This is a genomic window from Promicromonospora soli, from assembly GCF_014653785.1.
Lineage (GTDB): Bacteria > Actinomycetota > Actinomycetes > Actinomycetales > Cellulomonadaceae > Promicromonospora > Promicromonospora soli.
In genome coordinates this window covers 170,831-193,042 of sequence record NZ_BNAS01000007.1, presented here as the reverse complement: position 1 = coordinate 193,042, position 22,212 = coordinate 170,831, and the positions used below count along the sequence as shown (strand labels likewise).

Here is a 22,212-nt window from a genome sequence, read left to right as displayed (position 1 = left end):
TCACCCGGCCGCGATGATGTGAGTGCGGACGGCGCTCACCGCCGCGTCGATGGACACGACAGAGGTATCGATGACGAGATCTGCGTCTTCCGGCTCCTCGTAGGGCGAGGAGATGCCCGTGAACTCGGCGATCTCGCCGGCACGCGCCCGGGCGTAGAAGCCCTTGCGGTCGCGCGCCTCGCACACCGCCAGCGGTGTGCTGATGTGTACCAGGACGAAGCGCGCGCCGGCCTCCTCGGCCAGGGCCCGCACCTTCGCTCGGCCCGCCGCGAACGGCGCGATCGGTGCCGCAACCGCGATGCCGCCGTGCTTGGCCACGAGCGCCGCGACGTAGCCGATGCGCTCCACGTTGGTCTCGCGGGACTCGCGGTCGAACCCGAGGCCCTTCGACAGGTGGTGGCGCACCGCGTCGCCGTCGAGCACTGTGGTCTGCAGGCCATCGTCCTCCAGCTCGGCTGCCAGGGCGCGGGCCACCGTCGACTTGCCCGAGCCCGACAGGCCCGTGAAGAACACTACGATGCCCTGGCGGTGGCCGCTGCTCGCGGCGCGTGCCACCTCGGCGGCGGAGGCCGGAGGGTAGAGGGCGGCAACGGCGTTGTCCCGGACGTGAGCGAGGCCCGAGACGGCCGCCGCGGTGGCCGGCGAGCGATGTGCCGCGAGCGTGTCGGCGCGGGTGGCGCCGTACGCGGCCGCCACCTCTTCCAGCGTCACGCCACCCAGGCCGGACCATGGCACGACGACGGTGCTCACCCGCGCCCCGGTGCGCTCGGCCAGGGTGCCGGCCAGCCCCGTGACCGCCCGCACCAGACCGGGGGCGCCGACGGTGCCCGGCTCCGGGGTGCGGCGCGCGGCCGGCACGAACAGCAGCACGGCGTCGGAGCCCGCGGCCAGCCGCACGGCGGCGTCGGTCTCCTCGCGCGTAGGGACCTCGGTGACGAGCAGGCTGAGCGCTTGCGGCGAGCCCGCGCCCGCCCCGGCCTCGAGCTCTGCGCGGACCTCACGGGCCGGGCGGCGCACGGCGGCGTCCCACTGCGGGCCGATCGCCGGCGGCATCGGCTTGAGCGCGTCGACGGCGTCGGGCACATCGCCGGGGCGCACCGTGAGGCGGGCGAGCGGGGTGTTCTCGGCGTCGGTCAGCACAACACCCCACCCCACGGAGTCCTTGCTTCGCTGCGGGCCTCCGCGGGGACCCCGGACATCGGCCGGAGCGTCCGGCCAGGTGGCCGCGAGCACCGACGGCGCGACGGCACCGCCGAGGGCCAGCTCGAGGAGGTCGAGCTCGTCGTCGGTCAGGACGCGGGCGGGAAGGTCGGTCATGCGCGGGGGCTCGTTTCTGCTTTGTCGTCTGCTGGTTCGCCGGCCGGCTCGTCCGCGGTGCCGACCGCTGGGTCGTCCGCGGCGCCTTCGCCGCGCCCCGCCGGAGCCGAGCCCGCTGCGGGCGCGACGCCAAAGCGGCGCTTGACCCAGAACCAGACCAGGTTACCGCCGACCAGCGCGGCACCCGCGGCGCCCAGCACCACAGGGAGGCTCGCACCGAGCAGCTTGAGCGCGGACGCCAGCAGCAGGATCGCCAGGGCGCGGCGGATGATGCCGCCCGGCGCGCGCGAGGACACGTGGGCGCCGAACCAGGCGCCGGGGATGGCGCCGATGAGGAGGGACGTCGTCAGGCCGAGCGAGAAGTCGCCGTACAGGATGTGCCCCAGCGACGCCGCCGCGACGAGCGGCACCGCCTGGACCAGGTCGGTGCCGACCAGCTGGGACGCCTTGAGCGCCGGGTAGAGCAGCAGGAGCACGACGATGACCACCGAACCCGCGCCGACCGACGTGATGCCGACCAGGAGCCCGGCCACGGCGCCGAGGATCACGGTGGGGACCGGTCGCACCACCAGCTCACGCGGGGCGGACGGCTTGGCAGGACCCTCGCCGAACGCGGAGCGCTCCCGCACCATCTGCAGCACGGCGCGGACCACGAGACCGCCGGACGCGATGAGAAGGGCCACCCCGAGCACCCTCTGGAGCGCTGCGTCGAGGGAGTCGCCGAACGGCAGCCACTGGATGAGCAGGGCGCCGGAGAACGCGGCGGGGACCGAGCCCACGCACAGCCACAGGACCAGCTTCAGGTTCACCGTCCTGCGCCGCAGGTGCACGATGGCGCCCGCCGGCTTCATGAAGAGGCTGGCGACAACGTCGCTGGAGACCGCCACGAGCGGGTCGATGCGGAACACGAAGATGAGCATCGGCGTCATGAGGGCGCCGCCGCCCATCCCCGTCAGGCCGACGATGAACCCGACCGCGAGGCCGCCGAGGACCAGGGGGATCTCGATGCTCATGGCGGGCATCCCCCGGGAAGCGCGCGGAATCCCCTTATTCCGATCAACCCCATCGGGATAGTAGGCATTAACGCCTCCTGGGGCCGGTAGGGGTCTGTACGGGTCCGCAGACGCTGGATCGCATGCCGGAATGGTAGCCTCGGCGCGTCCACCGGACTTCGCCCACGGCACCTTGGCTCCTTGTCGAGCGCCTGCAGGAACGGCTGGATCGCCGGAGAAGACGTCCACCCTGGAGATCGATGAACGCGCCGTCCCCCACGCTCCCTCAGGCGTCGCTCGATGATGACGCCCTCGCCCACGCACTCGCCTCGGGAGCGGCGGGGGTGCTCCTCGCGCTCCGCGCCGAGGTCGACGCCGCCGGCGGCTCCTTCGTCGCGAAGGAGCTCAAGGACGCGGGTGATGCCGCAGCTCAGGCGTGGCTCGCGGCCGCGCTGACCGCCGCCCGGCCCGCCGACGCCGTCCTCTCGGAAGAGGCGAAGGACGATGCGTCCCGCACCCGTGCAGATCGTGTGTGGATCATCGACCCCCTCGACGGCACCCGCGAGTTCGCCGAGCGGTACGTCGACGGCCCGCTGGCCGGGCAGTGGCGGGACGACTTCGCCGTCCACGTCGCGCTCTGGGAGCGCGGCGTCGGGCTCACCGTCGGCGCAGTCGCCCTGCCTGCGCGTCAGCAGGTTCTGGCCACCTCGGACGGCGTCGTGCCGGACGACGACAGTGCCGCAGTCCTGGCCGGGAGCCGCCCCCTGCGGATCGCGGCGAGCCGCAGCCGCCCGCCGGAGTTCGTGGCCGCCCTGGCCGAGCGCGACGACGTCGAGCTGGTGCCGATGGGCTCAGCGGGCGTCAAGATGATGGCGGTCGCCGACGGTACAGTTGACGCTTACGTCCACGGGGGTGGGCAGTACGAGTGGGACTCTGCGGCCCCTGTAGCCGTTGCACGGTCCCGAGGCCTCGTCTGCACCCGCCTCGACGGATCCGAGCTCGTGTACAACCGGGAGAGCCCCTGGCTCCCTGACCTGTTCGTATGCCCCCCGGCACTGGCTCCGCGCCTGCGTGAGCTGCTCGACACCGTTGGTGTCGCGTCCGTGGTCGGGGCAGATAGCAAGGAAGGTGCCCAGTCGTGAAGAGTCACGTTCTGAGCCAGCTGCGCAGCCTGGAAGCCGAGAGCATCCACATCATGCGTGAGGTGGTAGCCGAGATGCAGCGGCCGTGCCTGCTGTTCTCCGGCGGGAAGGACTCCATCGTCATGCTGCACCTCGCGGTGAAGGCGTTCGCGCCGGCGCGGGTGCCGTTCCCGATCATGCACGTCGACACCGGCCTGAACTTCCAGACCGTGCTCGACTGCCGCGACCGGTGGGTGGAGCGCACGGGCGTGCAGCTGGTGGTCGCCTCCGTCCAGGAGGCGATCGACCGCGGTCTGGTGCAGGAAGAGCCGAACGGCTCGCGCAACCGGATCCAGACGCCGGTGCTGCTGGAGGCCGCCGAGAAGCACGGCTTCGACGCCCTGTTCGGCGGCGGCCGGCGCGACGAGGAGAAGGCCCGCGCCAAGGAGCGCGTGTTCTCCTTCCGCGACGACTTCGGCCAGTGGGACCCGAAGAACCAGCGCCCGGAGATCTGGAACCTCTACAACGGCCGCGTCCACCAGGGCGAGTCCATCCGGGTGTTCCCGCTGTCCAACTGGACCGAGCTGGACATCTGGGCGTACATCGAAGCCGAGAACATCGACCTGCCCGACCTCTACCTCGCCAAGGAGCGCGAGGTCGTGGAGCGCAGCGGCATGCTCTACGAGGTCAACGAGTTCACTCCGCTCAAGGACGGCGAGACCGCCGAGGTCAGGTCCACGCGCTACCGCACCGTCGGCGACGCGAACCTCACTGCATGCGTCGAGTCCACGGCGATCACGCTCCACGACGTCGTCGAGGAGGTCGCGGCCGTTCGTCTGACCGAGCGCGGCGCCACCCGCGGCGACGACAAGGTCAGCGAGGCCGCCATGGAGGACCGCAAGAAGGAAGGCTACTTCTGATGACGACGACTCTCCCCGAGGCCGGTCCCGAGTCGCACAACGAGATCGTCAGCGGCGACCTCCTGCGGTTCGCGACGGCCGGCTCGGTCGACGACGGCAAGTCCACCCTGATCGGTCGCCTGCTGTTCGACAGCAAGTCGATCTTCGCCGACCAGCTCGAGTCGGTGGAGCAGGTCAGCAAGGACCGCGGCAACGACTACGCGGACCTGTCGCTCCTGACGGACGGGCTGCGCGCCGAGCGCGAGCAGGGCATCACCATCGACGTCGCGTACCGCTACTTCGCGACGCCGAAGCGCAAGTTCATCATCGCGGACACGCCAGGCCACATCCAGTACACGCGGAACATGGTCACGGGCGCCTCGACGGCGGACGTGGCGCTCATCCTCGTGGACGCGCGCAAGGGCGTCGTCGAGCAGTCGCGCCGGCACACGTTCCTGGCCACGCTCCTGGGCGTGCCGCACGTGGTGGTCTGCGTGAACAAGATGGACCTGGTGGACTACGACGAGCAGGTCTTCGAGCGGATCCGCGCAGAGTTCACCGAGTTCGCCTCCCGCCTGCGTGTGCCCGACCTGACCTTCATCCCGGTGTCCGCCCTCGCGGGCGACAACGTGGTGACGCGGTCCGAGAACATGCCGTGGTTCGACGGCTCTCCGCTGCTGAGCCACCTCGAGCGCCTGCACGTCGCGTCGGACCGGAACCTGGTCGACGTGCGGTTCCCGGTGCAGTACGTGATCCGGCCGCAGCAGAACGACGCGCGCGACTACCGCGGCTACGCGGGCACCGTCTCGTCCGGCGTCATGAAGCCGGGCGACCGGGTGCTGGCCCTCCCGGCCGGCCTGGAGACGACCATCGAGTCCATCGACACGGCCGACGGCCCCGTCGACGAGGCGTTCCCGCCCATGTCGGTGACCGTGCGCCTGGCGGACGAGATCGACATCTCGCGCGGCGACATGATCTGCCGCCCGAACAACGTCCCGACGGTCACCCAGGACATCGACGCCCAGATCTGCTGGATGGACGAGTCGGCGTCGCTGGTGCAGGGCAAGAAGTACGCGATCAAGCACACGACCCGGTGGGCGCGGGCGATGGTCAAGAACATCAACTACCGCGTCGACGTCAACACGCTGCACCGCGACGAGGACGCGACCGAGATCAAGCTGAACGAGATGGCGCGGATCCGGCTGCGCGTGACCCAGCCGCTCTTCGTGGACCCTTACCAGTCCAACCGGCAGACCGGCGCGTTCATCCTCGTGGACGAGGCGACCAACAAGACGGTAGCCGCGGGCATGATCGGCGGACCTGCTCACCAGTACTGAGCCACGGACAGAACGTGTCCGGAATGTGACGGGTAGCGCCACGGAGTCCTGATACGCTCCGCAACGCCGGAGGGCCGCCGACCTTGAGGTCGGCGGCCCTCCGATGCTCCCCAGAATTGGTCCCTGGCCAGGGCGATCATCACGGTCTTCCCGGAGATGCGCGGCCACGGCCCGCAGTCCGACCCGGAGGTTCCCCAGGTGACCGTTGTCTCGAGTCCGCTCCCGCGCGCGTTCGGGCCGGCGGATCTGGACACCACTGCGGATGCGCAGTTCGCGCAGGGCGACGCCCCGCGCCCGCCGGCAGGCCGCACCCCTGGGGCGCGGCCCGCCACGCATATCCCCGAGCTGCACGGACTCCGCGGGCTGGCGCTCGCCCTCGTCGTCGCGTTCCACCTGTTCGGCAACGGCCGGGTGTCCGGCGGCGTCGACGTCTTCCTGGTGCTGTCCGGGTTCCTGGCTACCGGGTCCCTGCTGCGCCGCGCCGAGCGGCGCGAGCTGCGCCTGGGCGAGCACTACGGGCGAACCTTCTCCCGGCTCGTGCCGCCCGCCCTCGTGGTGCTGGTCGCGACGGCGGCCCTCGTCTGGTGGGTCATGCCGCGAGGCATCTGGGTGCAGACCGGCCGGGAGATCCTGGCTTCGGCGCTGTACTACGTGAACTGGGAGATGATCGCCGGCCAGCTCGCCTACGGCGCGGCCGGCCCCCAGACCAGCCCGCTGCAGCACTTCTGGTCGATGTCCGTGCAGGGGCAGTTCTTCCTGGCCTGGCCGATAGTGGTGCTGATCGTGGTCGCGCTGGCGCGGCTGGCGCGAATCAGCCCTCGCGCACTGCTGATCGTGGTCGTCGGGGGTACGACGACGGCGTCGTTCGTCTTCGCCCAGGAGCTGCACGTCGTGGACCAGCCGGTCGCGTACTTCCACTCCTGGGCCAGGTTCTGGGAGCTGGGCGTGGGCGGCTTCCTCGCCCTCGTGCTGCCCTGGCTCCGGCTCCCGGGCTTCCTGCGCCCCCCGCTGGGCTGGGCCGGCCTGGGTCTTGTGGTCTCCAGCGGCTTCGTGCTCGACGGCGGCGCGCTGTTCCCGGGGGAGTGGGCCCTGTGGCCGGTGGCGGGCGCCCTGCTCGTGCTGCTCGGCTCGGGCGGGTCCGCCGTCTGGGGTCCGCGGGGCCTGCTCCAGGTGGCGCCGCTGCGCTTCGTCGCCGACATCTCCTACGCGCTGTACCTGTGGCACTGGCCGCTGCTCATCGCCTACCTGCACTACACGGGCCTGGAGCGGCCGGACTGGTTCGGGGCCGCGGTGATCATGACGGCGTCGGTGATGCTGTCGTGGCTCACCACGAAGCTCGTGGCGAACCCCGCACAACGGTTCCGCGAGAGATTCGGCGGCGTCCCCGCGCTGGTGGCCGCCGTCCTGTGCGTGTCGCTCGTGGCAGGTGGCACTGTGGCCGCGCTGAGGGAGCTCGAGCGGCAGGACGCCGAGCTGCTCGCGCGTGCGGAGGCCGTGGCGGACGCCGTGGACGAGAGCGGGCCGTCCGAGTACCCGGGGGCGCTCGCGCTGAGCCCCGCGTACCAGGACCCGGTACCGGACGGTGTGCAGGTCCAGCCCGCGCCCGCGGTCGCTGCACAGGACCGGCCCGACGTCGACGGTGACGGCTGCATCGAGGGCAGCCGGACACCCGTGTCGGACACGCCCCTGACCTGCGTCCTGAACGACGAGCCGGACCCGGAGCAGGTGGTGGTCATGGTGGGCGACTCGCACACCATCCAGTGGTCCCCGGCGATGACCGAGGTCGGCGAGGAGGAGAACTGGCGGGTGCTGCTGATGGCGCGGCGCGGCTGCCGCCTGGCGGCGTCGGTCGAACCGCCCAACCCCGACAACATGTGCTGGACCTGGCGGGTCAACACGCTGGAGCTGCTCGAGCGCATGCGGCCCGACGCGGTGCTGGTGGTCGGGAGCCGCACCTCGCCCACGGAGCCCGGCGACACGGTGAGCCCGGCGGAGGTGCGCGCCTGGAAACGGCTGGGGAGTGCGGGTATCCGGGTAGTGACGCTGCGGGACAACCCGAGGTTCGGTTTCGACGTCCCCGCGTGCATGGAGGAGCAGCCCGACGGCTTCGGCTGCGCGCGGGCCCGGGCGGACGTCTTCTCGCCCGTCAACCCCGTCGAGAACGCCAAGGGAGTGCCGCAGTCGGCGGCGCACATCGACCTGACCCGGTTCATCTGCCGGGAGCAGCTGTGCGAGGGCGTCGTCGGGAACGTGCTGATCTACCGAGACGACAACCACATGACGGCTACGTACGCGACGACCCTGGCTCGCCCGCTGCACCAGGCGCTGCGGGCGAAGGCGAAGTGGCTGTTCGTGGACCCGATGCGCGGCCCGTCGGTGCGCATGCGCTTCTGACCCTTCCGCGGGTCGGGCGACTACCGCTGGTCGAGCTTGTCGAGACCTCACAGGGTCTCGACAAGCTCGACCAACGGGTCCTAGTTGAGGGTCACGGCGTCAAGGGCGTCGGCTATGCCGTCGCCGTAGAAGCTGTTCTCCGCGAGCCCGCCCACACAGGCCGGGCCGGCCGTCGTGGTGGTGCAGTCGTGGTCGTCGGCCTGGGCGCGGACCGCCGCCTCGAGCTGCGCCGGCGTCCAGCGCGGGTGCGCCGACTTCATGAGCGCGAGCACGCCCGCGACGTGCGGGGACGCCATCGAGGTGCCGCTCTTGAGGTCCCACGTGCCGTTCAGCTCGGTCGACAGGATCGCGCTGCCCGGGGCGGAGACATCGATCTTGCCGAGGCCGCGGTTCGAGAACGAGCTCAGGTTCGTCGCCTGGGTCAGCGACGAGACGGTCACGACGCCGTCCAGCTCCGCGGGGATGTCCTCGCAGCCGGAGTTGATCACGCGCTGCACGGCCGTCGAGTCGTTCGGGCTCGACGCATCGGTGGTGTTGTTCGCCAGGTCGGTCGCGGCGTTGCCCGCGGCGGCGGCGTGCACCACGCCACGCTTGGTCGAGAAGTCCACTGCGCGGCGCACGGCCTCCTTCGCGGCGTACTGGTCGGGCTGGTCCTCGCACCAGTACATGAACGGGTCGATGTAGTACGAGTTGTTGGTGACCTCCATGCGGTGCATGCCCGCCCAGATGAAGCCGCAGATGGCGTACTCGGGGTAGATGTAGCCGTCGTCGTTCACGACCTTGACCGAGGCCATCTTGACGCCGGGGGCCACGCCCACGATGCCGACGCCGTTCTGCGCAGCGGCGATGGTGCCCGCGACGTGCGTCCCGTGGTCGGAGGTGGTGGGCAGCCAGCCGGTCGCCGACATGTCCGGCCTACCGCCGTCGGTGCAGTTCACCGACTGGTCGGCGTCTACCTGGGTGGCCAGGTCCGGGTGCGCCGCGTCGATCCCGGAGTCGAGCACGCCGACGGTGACGGCGGACGAGCCGGGGTTGACCGCCAGGGCCTCGTCGGCCTTGATCATCTCCATGTCCCACTGGGTCGCCTCGCCCGGGTCGGGGACCACGGCGGTGCGGGACTGATCCTCGACGGTGTCGCCGACGACGTCCTTCTTCGCCTGGCCCACCACCGACTTGCTCTTCTGGGCGCCCGCGGCGGTCTCCGCGCCGTGCGTGCCCTCGGTGGGGGAGACGGTGCGGGTCGCACCCACGGAGTCGATGACGCCGGTCCGGTCGGCCGCGAGCACGTCCTCGCGGAACGAGCCGTTGGCCGAGTGCGCCACGACGACGCCGATCTGCGGCCACGCCTGCACGACGACGCCGTCGGCTCGCGTGACCGCCTTGATGGCGAGGAGCGTCTCGCGGAGGCTGGTGTGCTCCGTGTTGACGACGTAGGAGAACAGGGCTCCGTCCGGCGTGACGATCGGGACTGGTGTGGACTCCGGCTCGTCCGCCGCATACCCGGCGACGCTGCCGAGTGCGGTGAGTGCGAGCGTCGTCACGGTAGCGACGGCGAGTGCTCGCCTGGAGGGGGAGATGCGCATAGGTTCACTCTCCTTGAGGTGCACGGGCCCCAGATGGGGATTTCCCGAAATCTACCCTGTGTAGAGAAATCTGCCTCATGTCGGCCTGCCTGAAGCCGAAACCCTTCCGGCGAGGTGACGAGTACCCGATCGAACCCGTAGGGTATCTTCGCGTCCGCGCGGAGATCGCCAGCCCATCCAGTACTCGGTAAGGAGTGCGAGGGGGAGTTTCCGCACGGGGTGAATCTGTGGCATCGTGAGCCGCTGTTTTGCCCCCGGCCCATCCAGCTGCCCCCGAGAGAGCGAAGAGCGCGACAGAGAATGACGGCAACGACGATCAGACTGTCCGCACCGCCGGAATCGACCACCGCGAGGGAGACAGCCCCGCCGCGCAAGTTCCGTCCAGAGGTCCAAGCCCTCCGCGCCCTGGCCGTACTGCTCGTCCTCGTCTACCACATCGACCCCGCGCTCCTGCCTGGCGGCTACATCGGTGTCGACGTGTTCTTCGTGATCTCGGGCTTCCTCATCACGGGTCACCTGTGGCGCGAGGCATCGTCCACGGGCCGGGTGAGCCTCAAGAAGTTCTGGGCCGCCCGCGCCAGGCGCATCCTGCCCGCGTCGCTCGTCGCCACGGTCGGCACCATCGCCCTCGCCCTGGTGCTCCTTCCGCTCGACCTGCTCCAGCTCTGGTGGCGGCACGCGCTCGCCTCCGTGGTCTACGTCGAGAACTGGGCGCTCGCGGCCGACGCCGTCGACTACCAGGCCGCAGGCAACGAGCCGACGGCGTTCCAGCACTTCTGGTCCCTCGGCGTCGAGGAGCAGTTCTACCTCTTCTGGCCGCTGCTCGTGGTCCTCGCGATTCGCCTCTGGTCCCTGCGCGCCCGGCGTCCTGCCGGCGAGGTCCGGGACACCGCCGGGCTCCGCGGCCTGCTGCTGGGCATCTTCGCCCTGGTCGTCGTCGCCTCGCTCGTCTGGAGCGTCGTCGAGGTCCGCGCGGGCAACCCGGTGGCGTACTACTCGACGCTGACGCGCGTATGGGAGCTCGGGGCCGGCGGTGTGCTGGCGCTGCTGATGCGCGACACGGACCGGTTCCGGTCGGTGCGCAACACCATGGCGGTGGGCGGCGTCGCCATGATCGTGGCCGCTGCCTGCCTGTTCTCGGACGCGACCCCGTTCCCCGGGATCGCCGCACTCGTCCCGGTCCTCGGCACGAGCGCGGTCATCGCGGCGGGGCGCACGTCGGGTCCCGGCTCGCTGCGCAGGATCGCCGAGTCCTGGGTGGTGCAGCGGATCGGCGACGTCTCCTACTCGCTGTACCTGTGGCACTTCCCCGTGGTCGTCTTCTTCGCGGTCCGCGCGAACCGGACGCCCGAGCCGCCCGACGTGCTGGCGTTGCTCGTGGTCTCGTTCGCTCTGGCCATCGCCAGCTACGTGCTCGTGGAGCGGCCGGTCCGCACGCTGGCGTGGTTCCGCTCGGACAGCCGCATGCTCGTCTCCGCCCTGCTCGCCATGGTGCTCGTCGCCGGGCTGACGTTCGCCCTGCCGCTGCGCGCGCAGAGCGTGATGGGGGAGTGGGACCAGCGAGCGGAGTCGGTTGCCGCCGACGTCGACACCCGCGTCAACGAGAGCCTCGGGAACGGTTTCGCCCCGTTCGTCGACGGCGACACGGCGATCACCCCCAACCCGCTGCGCGCCGCCGACGACCAGGCACCCGACGTGGAACGCTGCCTGGCGCCCCAGGAGGACGAGACCACCCCGGTCTGCGAGTTCGGCGAGACGGACAACCCGGTAGCGACGGTCGCCGTGGTCGGCGACTCGCACGCCGAGATGTTCACCGAGCCGATCGCCACGGTCGCGGCCGAACGAGGGTGGCGAGTGGTCTCGTTCCTGCACTCCGGGTGCCCGTACAACGCCGAGCGCCGCGTCAGCAACAGCTCGGTCGAGGGTTGCTTCACCGCGAACGAGCAGACGCGGGCCGAGCTGGCGTCGCTCAAGCCGGACCTCGTGGTGACGACGTCGTACGAGAACCTCGGCTTCGAGCGCAGGGAGTCCGAGGAACAGCCGGGGGCGGCCGGTTACGCCGAGGTGTGGAACGAGCTGGTCAAGGCGGGGGCCAAGGTACTGGTCATCCGGGACACGCCGCAGGCTTCCGGGAGCGTGGTGACGTGCGTGACCGAGAACTACGAGAACCCTGAGCAGTGTGCGAAGTCCAGCAGGCAGGCGCTCGACGGGCGCGAGGTCGTTCCCGCCGCGCTCGAGCAGGCGCCGGGGGTTCGCTCGGTCGAGTTCTGGGACCGGTTCTGCGACGAGACAACCTGCCCCGCAGTGATCGGCAACACGCTCGTGTACCGCGACATCCACCACGTCTCGCGCACGTACATGCGCACCCTGGTCGACGATCTCCGAGAGGCCCTGCCCAAGACGCTGTGATCGGCCCCGCCCGCTGGTGGTTCGATGAGCGTGTGATCCACACGACCGACTATGCGATCGAGGACGAGGCCCGCGTGCGCGACCTGGTCCGCACCCACGGCTGGGCCACCCTCGTCGCGGTGGCCGACGACGGCGCGCCCATCGCCTCCCACCTGCCCGTCCTGCTGGAGGAGACGCCGGAGGGCGAGCCGATGAGCTTGCTCGGCCACGTCGGCCGGCCGGACGAGGTGCTGCACCGGCTGGACAGCGGCCGCGAGTCGCTGCTGATCGTGCAGGGCCCGCACGGCTACGTGTCTCCCGGCTGGTACGACATGACACCGGCCGTGCCGACGTGGAACTACGTCGTCGTCCACCTTTACTGCACTGTCGAGCTGCTCGGTCCGGGGGAGTCGTACGCGATCCTGTCCGACACCGTCGACCGCTACGAGTCGGTCATGCCCGACCCGGTCCGGCTGCCCCAGGTCGAGGAGTACGCCCGGCGCATCGCCAAGGGTGCAGCCGGGTTCCGCCTGCGGGTCACCCGGTGGCAGGGCAAGGCCAAGCTGAGCCAGGACAAGCCTCGCGCCGTCGCCGAGCGCGTCGTGGCGGCGCTGGAGTCGGACCCGCACTACGCGCAGCCCGCGCTCGCCGCCGAGATGCGCGCGGAGCTCGACCGCCGTCCGGGCAGCGTGACCGGCGGCGTGACTGGCGGCTTGACCGGCGGCGTCGCATGAGCACCGTCGCTGGACCGCTGCTGCTGACCGGGGCCCGCCTCGCCGGGCACACCGAGCCCGTCGACCTGCTGCTGCGAGACGGCCGGGTGCGGGCCGTCGCGCCGTCGGGCACCCTCGCGGCCGGCGGCTCGGGTGGCGCCGGGGCGGGGGACGCGGGTGTGGGCGCCGGGCCGGTGGAGCGGGTCGACCTCGACGGTCGCACCGTGCTGCCCGGGCTCTGGGACAAGCACGTGCACCTCACGCAGTGGGCACTGGTGCGGCGTCGGCTCGACCTTTCCGGCGCCCGCTCCGCCGCACAGGCGGTGCGGCTCGTCCGCGACCGCCTCGCCGAGGGCCTGCCGGAGCCGGGAACCGCGCTGGTCGGCTACGGGTTCCGGGACGGCCTGTGGCCCGATACCCCCACGGCATCACTGCTCGACGCCGTAGCGGGCGACGTGCCAGTGGTCCTCGTGTCCGGCGACCTGCACTGCGCCTGGCTCAGCACCGCAGGCCTGCGGTTCGTCGGCGTCGGCTCGCACCCCACCGGGTTGCTGCGGGAGAGCGAGTGGCTGCCGTTGGCCGCCGTCGTCGACCGGGCGCCCGACCACCTCGCCGACGCCTGGGTGGCTGACGCCGCCGCGGCCGCTGCCGCACGGGGCGTGGTCGGCGTCGTCGACCTCGAGCTCACCGACAACCTCACCGTCTGGCGCCGCCGGTTCCTCGCCGGTTTCGACGCGCTGCGCGTGCGGGCCGGCGTCTGGACACCCTGGCTGGACCACGTCCTGACCGAGGGCCTGCGCACCGGCGACGTGCTGCCCGGCACGGGCGGCCTGCTGGAGCAGGGGCCGTTCAAGGTGGTCACCGACGGCTCGCTCAACACGCGCACCGCCTACTGCCACGACCCGTACCCGGGGCTGAGCGGGCCCGAGGCGCACGGGATCCTGTCCGTGCCGCCGGACGAGCTGGTCCCGCTCATGAAGCGCGCGGACGCCGGCGGCCTCTGGTGCGCGATCCACGCGATCGGCGACCACGCCAACACCCTCGCGCTGGACGCGTTCGCCGCGACCGGCGCTCGCGGCTCGGTCGAGCACGCTCAGCTCCTCGACCACGCGGACCTGGCCCGCTTCGCCGAGCTGGGCGTGGTCGCTTCGGTCCAGCCCGAGCACGCCATGGACGACCGCGACATCGCCGACCGGTACTGGGCCGGCCGCACCGGGCGCGCCTTCCCGTACGGGGCACTGGACGACGCCGGGGCGGTGCTCGCCCTGGGCTCGGACGCGCCCGTTGCCGCGCTCGACCCGTGGGTAGCTCTCGCCGCGGCGGTCAGCCGCTCGCGCGACGGGCGCGCGGCGTGGCACCCGGAGCAGCGGATCGGGCTAAGGACGGCGCTGGAGGCCTCGACTGACGGGCGCGGCCTGTTCCCGACGGCGGGGGCGCCGGCCGACGTGGTGGTCCTGGACGCGGACCCGCTCGCCGTCGGACAGGCGGATGCGGATGCGGGCGCTGTAGGCCTGCGCGACATGTCTGTCGCAGGCACGCTCCTGGCGGGCCGCTGGACGCACCGGGCGTTCTGATCTCCTGTGGGCCCTCATTTCCTGCTCAGTCGTTCAGCGCACCCATCACCACGTACACGGCACAGGCCACGCCGAGGACCAGTGCGGCCGCGGTCGCGAGGGCGATCGGGGCGGCCCCGTGGTTCAGCTCTCCGGTGCGATGCAGCGACGTGTTGGCCCGGCGGTAGCCGATCGCGGCGGCCACGTAGGCGGCAACCGCGAGCCCGGCGCCGAGCACGCCCGCGAAGACGGCGAGGACGCCGGCGGCCTCAACGGTGAAGCGCATCGCCACGAGGCTCGCCACCCCGAAGGCGAGGCAGGTGCGGCGCCAGGCGAGGAGGGTGCGCTCGGTCTGGAGCCCGGGGTCGTAGACGCCGTTCTGCCGGCTCATACGAAGATCCCGATGGTGACCAGGGCGACGGCGACGATGATGCCCACGACGATCAGTCCGCCGACGGCGAGGCCGGGCAGCGGCTGCTTGCGGCGCAGCGCCATCTCGGTGGCGGACCAGCCCAACCACGCCTGCACGGCGGCCAGTGTGCCCAGGACAAGGAAGACGCCGGCCGCGGCCAGGCGCCAGCTCGTCGCGGCGGGCAGGGACAGCGCCTCGAGCGCGAACGCGCCGGCATACATCCCGAGCGCCGTGCGCAGCCAGGCCAGGAACGTGCGCTCGTTCGCCAGGCTGAACCGGGGGTCGGGCTCCTCGCCGTCGCGGTAGACGCGCTGCGGGAATCGCTTCGTGCTCATGAGGGGGCTTCGCCGGGAGCGAGGGCGACCCGAGGCTCTGCGTCGGTCTGCGCGTTCATCGTCACGCTCCCACGGTAACGGCGTCCCAGAGGAGCACGACCAGCATGTTTGCGCCAGGACGAAATCACCCGCCGAGATATTCCCACTTAAAAGGCGGGTTCAGTCGGCTGGAGCGATCATGGCGGCATGAGCCATCCGAGGCCCGGTCCACTCAGATCCCTCCTCTCGAAGGTACGTACGAAAAGTCCGAATGCCGCAGGACCAGACGACCAGCAGCCGGCGGTCACGCGCCAGCAGCTCGAGCTCTTCCAGCGCGCGGCAGATCCCGCCGATGTCGGCGTCCTCGTCGTCCTCTGTGATGACCGGCCGGTCATCCTCGGGCTGAGCTTCCAGGACTGGTACCCGGACGCCGATCTCACGGTCCTGTCCGAGGTCCGGGTCAAGCAGGGCGGGCGGCCGTTCGGCCTGACCCAGGTCCGCAACGACCACGACATCGTGCGCGCCCTCGCGGCGCTACCTCCGGCCGACCTGATCGTCGACCTGCGGCAGGGGCGTCCGGACGACGTGCGCAGCACCTTTCGCCGGGCCTACCTCACCCTGGCCGACGGCGGTCGGTACATCACCCGCCAGGAGCCCGGCATCCCGGCCGACGACGGCGACATCGTCGACGAGGTCCGGGAGCTCGCCCGCCGCCAGGGCCTGCCGACGGCGGAGCGGCGTGCCCTGAGCGATGCGCTCGACCTGGGCCTCGGGCAGGCGCTGGCCGGCGTGTCGATCGACGACGACTTCCTCGTGCTGCACAAGCGCGGCGAGCACGTCATCAAGCTCGGTGTGGAGGAGACGCGTGCGGCCCTCGCGGCGCGCGGGGTCGAGCAGCGGGTGATCGCGCGCGTCGCGCCGGAGCGGCGGGCGTCGGCGTCGTCCATCTGGTCCAGCGAGCCCGTGCTCGGCGCCGAGCGCCTCGGCGGGACCATCGACGTGGGCGAGCTGGTCTGCACCGTCTACGAGAAGGTTCTCTGCGCACCGCGTCAGGTGGCCGTGCTGGAGCGCCTCCTGCTGCCGACGTCGTACTTCCTGCCCGGGCGGTCGAGCCGCAGGACGCGCGGCATGACCTACTTCGGCAGCGACTTCTCCGCCCTCCCCGAGCTCGACGCCGAGCCCGAGGAGCTGCCCGGGACCTACTACCACCTGGACAACCAGATCGCCGGCCACTACGGGCACGTCATCACGCACGACCTGTCGAAGCTGTGGGCGTGGGACGCCGCTCTTGCCGAGTATCCCGACCTGAAGGTGCTGATCAGCCCCCACGTCGAGACAGGTGAAATACCCCCTTATACGTATGAACTCCTGGAGGCCTTCGGCATCGGCCGGGAGCGGGTCCACATGATCACCGGCCCGGTGCGGACCGAACGTCTGATCACCGCGACGCAGGCCTTCCAGCAGCCGGCCTTCCTCAGCCCGGAGGCGCGGGACGTCTGGGCGCGTGTGGTGGCAGGCCTGCTGCCGCGGGCGGGACACGACCCGCTGCCGGAGCGAGTCTTCGTGTCGCGCAGGGCAGCGTCCCGCCGCCGGTGCCTCAACGGCGACGACGTGGAGCAGCGGTTCCAGGACGCGGGTTTCGTCACGATCTACCCCGAGGACCTGTCGCTGCCGGACCAGGTGCGACTCTTCTCGAGCGTCCCGGTGATCGCCGGGTACGCGGGCTCCGGGCTGATCAACACCGTGTTCTCGTCGGGCCCGGCCACGCGCATCGTGCTGGCATCGAAGAGCTACTGGGCCACCAACGAGTACCACATCGCCGCCCTGTACGGCGGGGACCTGCACTACTTCTGGTGCGACCCCGTACCGTCCGACAAGTCCGGCAACGGGTTCCACGCGGACTACGTGTTCGACGTCGAGCGCGACGGGCAGGCGCTCGAAAAGCTCCTGCTGTCTCTCGATTCCTGACCCGCAGCTCGCCGTGACGGCCGGTCCGGGCCTCGGAGGGGTGCGGCATCAGCGTCCTGCGGCGTACCCCTGTGCTCCCCTCGGGTTGGCGGCGGCCCCCAGGAGGCCGGTGGCCGGGTCGCGGGTCACCGCAGAGAGGCGGCCGAGCGCCCAGTCGCCGGCCCGGGTCACGACGTGCCCGCGGCGCTCCAGCCCGGCGATGACGTCGTCGCCGAGCCGGTCCTCGACCACCGCCCCGCCTGGCGTCCAGGTGCGGGGCCAGAACGAGCCGGGGAACGACGTCGTGTGCAGGGCGGGCGCGTCGATCGCCTGCTGCGGCGTGTACCCGCCCACGAGCACGCGCAGCAGGAACAGCAGCTGCCACTGGTCCTGCTGGTCGCCGCCCGGCGAGCCGAGCGCGATCACGGGCTCGACGCCCCCACCCCGGGTATCGCGCAGCACGAGCGTGGGGGTGAGGGTGGTGCGCGGCCGCCGCCCGGGCACCAGGGCCGACGGCGACGCCTCGTCCAGCCACGTCATCTGCAGCCGCGTGCCCAGGCAGAAGCCGAGGCCGGGCACCGTGGGGGAGGACTGCAGCCAGCCGCCCGACGGCGTGGCCGAGACCATGTTGCCCCAGCGGTCCACGACGTCGATGTGGCACGTGTCGCCACGGGTCGCGCCGGTGTGCTCGGGCGAGTCGGGCTCGACCACCGGTACCGTCGGCTCGCCCACGCCGGCCGCCGCGCCGCCGGTGGGCGCGCCCGGCAGCGACCCGGCCGGAGCGTCCGTCACGTACTCGGTGCGCAGCGTCGGGACGGGCGGCGTCGGGCGGCCGGGCACGTCGCCCGGGCGGAGCTCGTGGCTCGCGACGTCGGTGATGAGCGTCCGCCGCTGGGCCGCGTACTCCTCGCTGAGCAGGTAGGTCAATGGCACGTCGTCCGAGGCGGGGTCGCCGTACCAGACGTCGCGGTCCGCCATCGCCAGCTTCTGTGCCTCGAGGATCGTGTGGGCACCGCGATCGGTGGACGGGTCGAGGGCGGCGTCGTCGAACCCCTCCAGGATCTTGCACGCGGCCAGCAGCGCCGGGCCCTGGCCCCAGGCGCCGGTCTTGGCGATCGTGTACCCCCGGAACGTCGCTGTGGTCGCGTCCTCGTAGGAGGCCTCGAAGCCGGCGATGTCGGCGGCGGTCAGAACGCCGGCGTGATCGCCGCCGTCGGCATGCCGGTGGGGCGTCCTGACGAAGTCCTCGACGGCTGCGCCGACGCGTGCGCGCCAGGCGGCGCGGGCAAGGTCGATGGCCTCCTCGCGGCCAACGGCGGCGGAGCCCGCGGCGACGACGGCGTCGAGCAGGTCGGCGTACTCCGGATTGGTGATCAGCGTGCCGGGGGCGGGCACCTCGCCGTCGGGCAGCCAGCGGGCGGCGGAAGTGGGCCAGTGGTCGCGGAAGAGGCCGGAGACCATGGAGATGGTGGCGCTGACCCGGCCGAGCACCGGGTGCCCGTCGCGGGCGTACCCGATGGCGAAGGCGAGAACGTCGGCCAGGTCCCAGGTGCCGTGGTCGCGCAGGAGGACCAGCCACGCGTCGACGCTGCCGGGCACGGCCGCGGCCAGCGCCCCCGAGCCCGGGACGAGGTCGAGGCCCTCCGCCCGGTAGTGCTCGATGGTGGCGCCCGCGGGAGCGGGACCCTGGCCCACCAGGACCCGCGGGGCCGCTGGCTCGTCGGCGGTGACGAAGATGCCGGTCATGTCGCCGCCCGGGCCGTTGAGGTGCGGCTCCACGACGTGCAGCACGAACGCGCCGGCGACCACCGCGTCGAAGGCGTTGCCGCCCCGCTCGAGCACCGCCTGGGCGCTCGCGGTGGCGATCCAGTGGGTCGAGGCCACCATCCCGAAGGTGCCCTGCAGGTCGGGCCGTGTCACTGGGGCGGCGGGCGGGGTGAACCCAGGCGGGGCGAACGCTGGCGGGGAGTACGGCGCTGTCATGACACTCATTTAACCCGGTCGGGTCGAGGGCGTCCCCGAGGAGATCAACCGGCTCATCGCATCGAGCGCGACGAGACGTGCGCCGCCGAACGAGCTATGCACGCTCGTTGTCACCGCGCAGGGAATGGATCATGCTCTGCAGGATCGGGAAAGCGTCTGACTGCTCGTCCTCGGTCAGGTCGGCCAGCATTCTGGCCTCGACGGACCGGACGGCCGCGCTCGCCTTCTCGAGGCTTCGTCGGCCGCTAGGGGTGAGCCGCGTGGGAAGCACCTTCCCGACGGGTGCCTCCGCAGGCCTGGTCACGTAGCCGTCTCGTTCCAGGGCCTGGAGCAGCACGTTCATCGTCTGCCGGGTCACGAACGCGCCCCGCGCGAGCTCGGAGCTCGACAGGCCCGGTCGTTGCGCAAGCAGCTCGAGGCAGGAGTAGTGCGTCACGCTCATCCCGAGGGGCCGCAGCACCTCCTCCATGGCTGAACGCAGGGCGCTCGACGCTTCTTTGAGCAGGTAGCCCAGTGACGTCTCCAGGTCGACGCCGACACCCTTTTGACTCATGTCAGCATTCTGACATAGGTTCACGCATGTCAGATACCTGACACGAAAGGAAGAAGCATCATCATGCCCGTCACCGGACCCGACTTCATCTCGCTCCAAGCGCGCGACCTCGACGCTTCGCAGGCGTTCTACGAGCAGTACCTGGGCCTCGTCCGCTCGCCGGCCGGACCCCCGCACGCCGTCGTCTTCGAGACGAAGCCGATCGCCTTCGCACTCCGCGACGTCCTACCCGGCACCGACCTCGCGTCCGTTGCGCAGCCCGGCATCGGTGCCGCGATCTGGCTCCACGCCACAGACGTCCAGGCGATCCACGACGCGCTCGTCGCCGACGGCCACACCATCGTCGTCGCACCGATCGACGGCCCCTTCGGCCGGACCTTCACCTTCGCCGACCCCGACGGCTACCAGGTCACCCTCCACGACCGCGCCTGATCTGCCGAACGCCACCGGACGTTAACCGCATCGTCGAACCTGTACCGAGACCGGTTCCGCAAAGGCGGAAAAAGAGAGTGAGGTCCTTCCCCGGAATCCCGGGAAAGGACCTCACCATTGCATGCTCACCGCAGGCCTCCGCCTGCCGGGCGTGTCATCACTCCGGGGCCACACCGCCCAGAAGGCCGAGGATGGCGGCGAGCAATCCGCTGAGAGTGTCGGTCACGGTGCTCACCAGGCCATCGAGCAGACCGGTGTCGTCGGGGAGCTCGGGTGTCGGGAGCTCCGGCTCCGGCGACGGGAGATCGGCGGGGGGCACCGGGGCGTCGATCGGCACCGGGTCCGTCGCGGTGGTGGGTGCGCTGATCAGGTGGGCCGTGGGCATGTCGCCGTCAGACAGCACCGTCGCGCTCGCACCCGTCGCCGCTGCGCAGACCAGACCGGCCGAGATGGCCACAGCCACCGCAGAACGGCCGATTGCACGGAATCCTCGGATCATTGTGTTTCCCCTCGAATGGCACCGTCGAAACAGCGGTGAGGCACACATGTGATTCACCACGACGAGCGTCAGACCGGGCTTTCGTTCTGTCAATCGGAGCGTGACAGGGTGCACAGTGAATGAAACAAGACATTCCAGGATTGAACCGTCCGGCGGGTTACCAGGAACACCCGTAACTCAGACATCACGGCCGTGATATCGCGTGATCCTGCGGTGAAACCACGGCCGCATCACTCGGTCGTGAAGATGTCCTCGATGGAGCAGCCGAAGGTCTGCACGTTGGGTGGTCCAGGCGAGTCGAGCCCCGTCGCCCGTGGCGGGACGTCGGCGTCGAGTGATACGTCGCCGGCCGCGCCGCGCGGTGAGGGGGCGGATCCTTTCGGGCGGGTGAAACTCTCGGTACAGTCGCGCCATGGAAAAGGACAATGAGGTCACTTCGCCAGAACTGACGGAAGAACCCCAAGCGTCCCCCGACGTCGCGGTCGCCGGGTCCCTCGAGAAGCCACGCTGGAAGATCATCGGGCCGGGCCTCATCGTCGCAGCGACCGGCATCGGCGCCGGCGACCTCGTCGCCACGATGGTCGCGGGCAGCAGCTACGGGTACACGCTGCTGTGGGCGGTGATCCTCGGCGTCGTCGTGAAGATCGCACTGGTCGAGGGTGCCGGTCGCTGGACGCTCGCGACCGGACGCACCATCTTCGACGGCTGGAAGTCGCTCGGCCTCTGGGCAGTCGTCTACTTCGGCGTCTACGTGGTGGTGTGGGGCTTCAGCTTCGGGGCCGCCGCGATGTCGGGTACGGGCCTCGCGCTGAACGGGCTGTTCCCCGGGCTCGATGTGCGGTACTGGGCGATGCTCGCCGGGCTCGCCGGGCTGCTGCTGGTCTGGTTCGGCAAGTACAAGCCGTTCGAGAACGTCATGGCGGTCCTCATCGGCGTCATGTTCGTGACGGTCGTGGGCTCAGCGCTGCTGACGACGCCCAACCTCGGCGAGATCGCGGCCGGCCTGGTGCCGATCATCCCCGACGGCGCGGTCCTGAACACGCTGGGTCTCGCGGGCGGCGTCGGCGGCACCATCACCCTGGCCGCCTACGGCTACTGGCTCGCCGAGAAGGGCTGGGACACGCCCCGCTGGATGCGCGTCATGCGGATCGACAACGCGTGGGCGTACGCCATGTCGGGCATCTTCGTGGTGTCCATGCTGATCGTGGGCGCCGAGCTGCTGTTCTCCGCGGGGATGGTGGTGGGCGACGGCGAGGAGGGGCTCATCGACCTCGCCGACGTGCTCGCCGAGCGGTACGGGTCGTTCATGGCGCCGCTGTTCCTGGTCGGCTTCTTCGCCGCGACGTTCTCGTCCGTTCTCGGCGTCTGGCACGGCGTGTCGCTCATGTTCGCCGACTTCGTCGCCACCATGCGCAACCTGCCCAGCGACGACTCGCGGCGCGGCGCCGGAGGCAGCTACTACCGGATGTACATCCTGTGGCTGACGTTCCCGCCGATGGCGCTGCTGTTCCTCGACAAGCCGATCCTGCTCGTCGTGGTCTACGGCGCGCTGGGCTCGCTGTTCATGCCGTTCCTCGCGATCACGCTGCTGCTGCTGATGAACTCGAAGGTCGTGCCCAAGCAGTGGCGCAACCGGTGGTGGGTCAACGTGATCCTCAGCCTGGTGGCCGCGATGTTCCTCGTGCTCGGCATCAACGAGCTGATCAAGGCCGTGGCGCCGCTCTTCGGCGGCTGACCCGCCCCGCCCCGCCGCAGTTCTACTTCGGCGGGGCGGG

The 22,212-nt window shown here is 71.1% G+C and carries 18 protein-coding genes; 10 read left to right on the top strand and 8 right to left on the bottom strand.

The window, feature by feature from the left end; genetic code table 11:
• Positions 1 to 1,317 carry an adenylyl-sulfate kinase gene (gene cysC / locus IE250_RS21060; protein WP_189671262.1) on the bottom strand — a complete coding sequence of 439 codons (1,317 nt, stop codon included), beginning with the start codon at positions 1,315 to 1,317 and terminating at the stop codon, positions 1 to 3.
• Positions 1,314 to 2,330: a sulfite exporter TauE/SafE family protein gene (locus IE250_RS21055; protein ID WP_189671261.1), complete on the bottom strand. Its 1,017-nt coding sequence runs from the start codon at positions 2,328 to 2,330 to the stop codon at positions 1,314 to 1,316. The genes cysC and IE250_RS21055 overlap by 4 nt, the downstream gene beginning before the upstream one ends.
• 239 nt (positions 2,331 to 2,569) lie before the next feature.
• On the opposite strand from IE250_RS21055, the gene IE250_RS21050 reads away from it, so the two are divergent.
• From IE250_RS21050 to IE250_RS21035, 4 genes are all read left to right on the top strand, one after another.
• Entirely contained in the window at positions 2,570 to 3,451 is an 882-nt protein-coding gene (locus tag IE250_RS21050; RefSeq protein WP_189671260.1) for a 3'(2'),5'-bisphosphate nucleotidase CysQ, read from the top strand.
• A complete protein-coding gene (cysD, locus tag IE250_RS21045) occupies positions 3,448 to 4,350 on the top strand; it encodes a sulfate adenylyltransferase subunit CysD (RefSeq protein ID WP_189671259.1) in 903 nt (300 codons plus the stop codon). Before IE250_RS21050 ends, cysD begins: the two co-directional genes overlap by 4 nt.
• Positions 4,350 to 5,666: a sulfate adenylyltransferase subunit CysN gene (gene cysN / locus IE250_RS21040; RefSeq protein ID WP_189671258.1), complete on the top strand. Its 1,317-nt coding sequence runs from the start codon at positions 4,350 to 4,352 to the stop codon at positions 5,664 to 5,666. Before cysD ends, cysN begins: the two co-directional genes overlap by 1 nt.
• Before the next feature lie 198 nt (positions 5,667 to 5,864).
• On the top strand, positions 5,865 to 8,060 hold the full coding sequence (locus IE250_RS21035; protein WP_189671257.1) for an acyltransferase family protein: 2,196 nt from the start codon (positions 5,865 to 5,867) through the stop codon (positions 8,058 to 8,060).
• Between the two features lie 80 nt (positions 8,061 to 8,140).
• On the opposite strand, the gene IE250_RS21030 is transcribed toward IE250_RS21035, so the two are convergent.
• Positions 8,141 to 9,643 carry a S8 family peptidase gene (locus IE250_RS21030; protein WP_189671256.1) on the bottom strand — a complete coding sequence of 501 codons (1,503 nt, stop codon included), beginning with the start codon at positions 9,641 to 9,643 and terminating at the stop codon, positions 8,141 to 8,143.
• Positions 9,644 to 9,943: 300 nt separating this feature from the next.
• Between IE250_RS21030 and IE250_RS21025 the strand changes: the two genes are divergently transcribed.
• From IE250_RS21025 to IE250_RS21015, 3 genes are read left to right on the top strand one after another with little or no spacing between them, the layout of a single operon-like run.
• The gene (locus IE250_RS21025; protein ID WP_189671255.1) at positions 9,944 to 12,052 is read left to right on the top strand and encodes an acyltransferase family protein; all 2,109 of its coding nucleotides are present in this window, start codon (positions 9,944 to 9,946) and stop codon (positions 12,050 to 12,052) included.
• A 32-nt stretch (positions 12,053 to 12,084) separates the two neighbouring features.
• On the top strand, positions 12,085 to 12,765 hold the full coding sequence (locus tag IE250_RS21020; RefSeq protein ID WP_189671254.1) for an FMN-binding negative transcriptional regulator: 681 nt from the start codon (positions 12,085 to 12,087) through the stop codon (positions 12,763 to 12,765).
• The gene (locus IE250_RS21015) at positions 12,762 to 14,318 is read left to right on the top strand and encodes an amidohydrolase (RefSeq protein ID WP_189671253.1); all 1,557 of its coding nucleotides are present in this window, start codon (positions 12,762 to 12,764) and stop codon (positions 14,316 to 14,318) included. Before IE250_RS21020 ends, IE250_RS21015 begins: the two co-directional genes overlap by 4 nt.
• Before the next feature lie 25 nt (positions 14,319 to 14,343).
• On the opposite strand, the gene IE250_RS21010 is transcribed toward IE250_RS21015, so the two are convergent.
• Both IE250_RS21010 and IE250_RS21005 read right to left on the bottom strand, forming a co-directional pair.
• Positions 14,344 to 14,688: a DUF202 domain-containing protein gene (locus tag IE250_RS21010; protein WP_189671252.1), complete on the bottom strand. Its 345-nt coding sequence runs from the start codon at positions 14,686 to 14,688 to the stop codon at positions 14,344 to 14,346.
• Positions 14,685 to 15,044 carry a YidH family protein gene (locus tag IE250_RS21005; protein ID WP_189671251.1) on the bottom strand — a complete coding sequence of 120 codons (360 nt, stop codon included), beginning with the start codon at positions 15,042 to 15,044 and terminating at the stop codon, positions 14,685 to 14,687. Before IE250_RS21005 ends, IE250_RS21010 begins: the two co-directional genes overlap by 4 nt.
• 186 nt (positions 15,045 to 15,230) lie before the next feature.
• Between IE250_RS21005 and IE250_RS21000 the strand changes: the two genes are divergently transcribed.
• Positions 15,231 to 16,991 (top strand): glycosyltransferase family 61 protein, encoded by a 1,761-nt coding sequence (locus IE250_RS21000; protein ID WP_189671250.1) that lies wholly within the window; start codon positions 15,231 to 15,233, stop codon positions 16,989 to 16,991.
• 48 nt (positions 16,992 to 17,039) lie between these two features.
• Here IE250_RS21000 and IE250_RS20995 read toward each other — a convergent pair whose 3' ends face one another.
• On the bottom strand, positions 17,040 to 18,953 hold the full coding sequence (locus IE250_RS20995) for a gamma-glutamyltransferase family protein (RefSeq protein ID WP_189671249.1): 1,914 nt from the start codon (positions 18,951 to 18,953) through the stop codon (positions 17,040 to 17,042).
• Positions 18,954 to 19,047: 94 nt separating this feature from the next.
• On the bottom strand, positions 19,048 to 19,506 hold the full coding sequence (locus IE250_RS20990) for a MarR family winged helix-turn-helix transcriptional regulator (RefSeq protein ID WP_189671248.1): 459 nt from the start codon (positions 19,504 to 19,506) through the stop codon (positions 19,048 to 19,050).
• Between the two features lie 63 nt (positions 19,507 to 19,569).
• On the opposite strand from IE250_RS20990, the gene IE250_RS20985 reads away from it, so the two are divergent.
• Positions 19,570 to 19,938 (top strand): VOC family protein, encoded by a 369-nt coding sequence (locus tag IE250_RS20985; protein ID WP_189671247.1) that lies wholly within the window; start codon positions 19,570 to 19,572, stop codon positions 19,936 to 19,938.
• A 157-nt stretch (positions 19,939 to 20,095) separates the two neighbouring features.
• Here the strand turns inward: IE250_RS20985 and IE250_RS20980 are convergent, their stop codons facing one another.
• On the bottom strand, positions 20,096 to 20,401 hold the full coding sequence (locus IE250_RS20980) for a hypothetical protein (RefSeq protein ID WP_189671246.1): 306 nt from the start codon (positions 20,399 to 20,401) through the stop codon (positions 20,096 to 20,098).
• Positions 20,402 to 20,849: 448 nt separating this feature from the next.
• Between IE250_RS20980 and IE250_RS20975 the strand changes: the two genes are divergently transcribed.
• Positions 20,850 to 22,172 (top strand): Nramp family divalent metal transporter, encoded by a 1,323-nt coding sequence (locus IE250_RS20975; protein WP_189671245.1) that lies wholly within the window; start codon positions 20,850 to 20,852, stop codon positions 22,170 to 22,172.
• Positions 22,173 to 22,212: the final 40 nt, after the last annotated feature.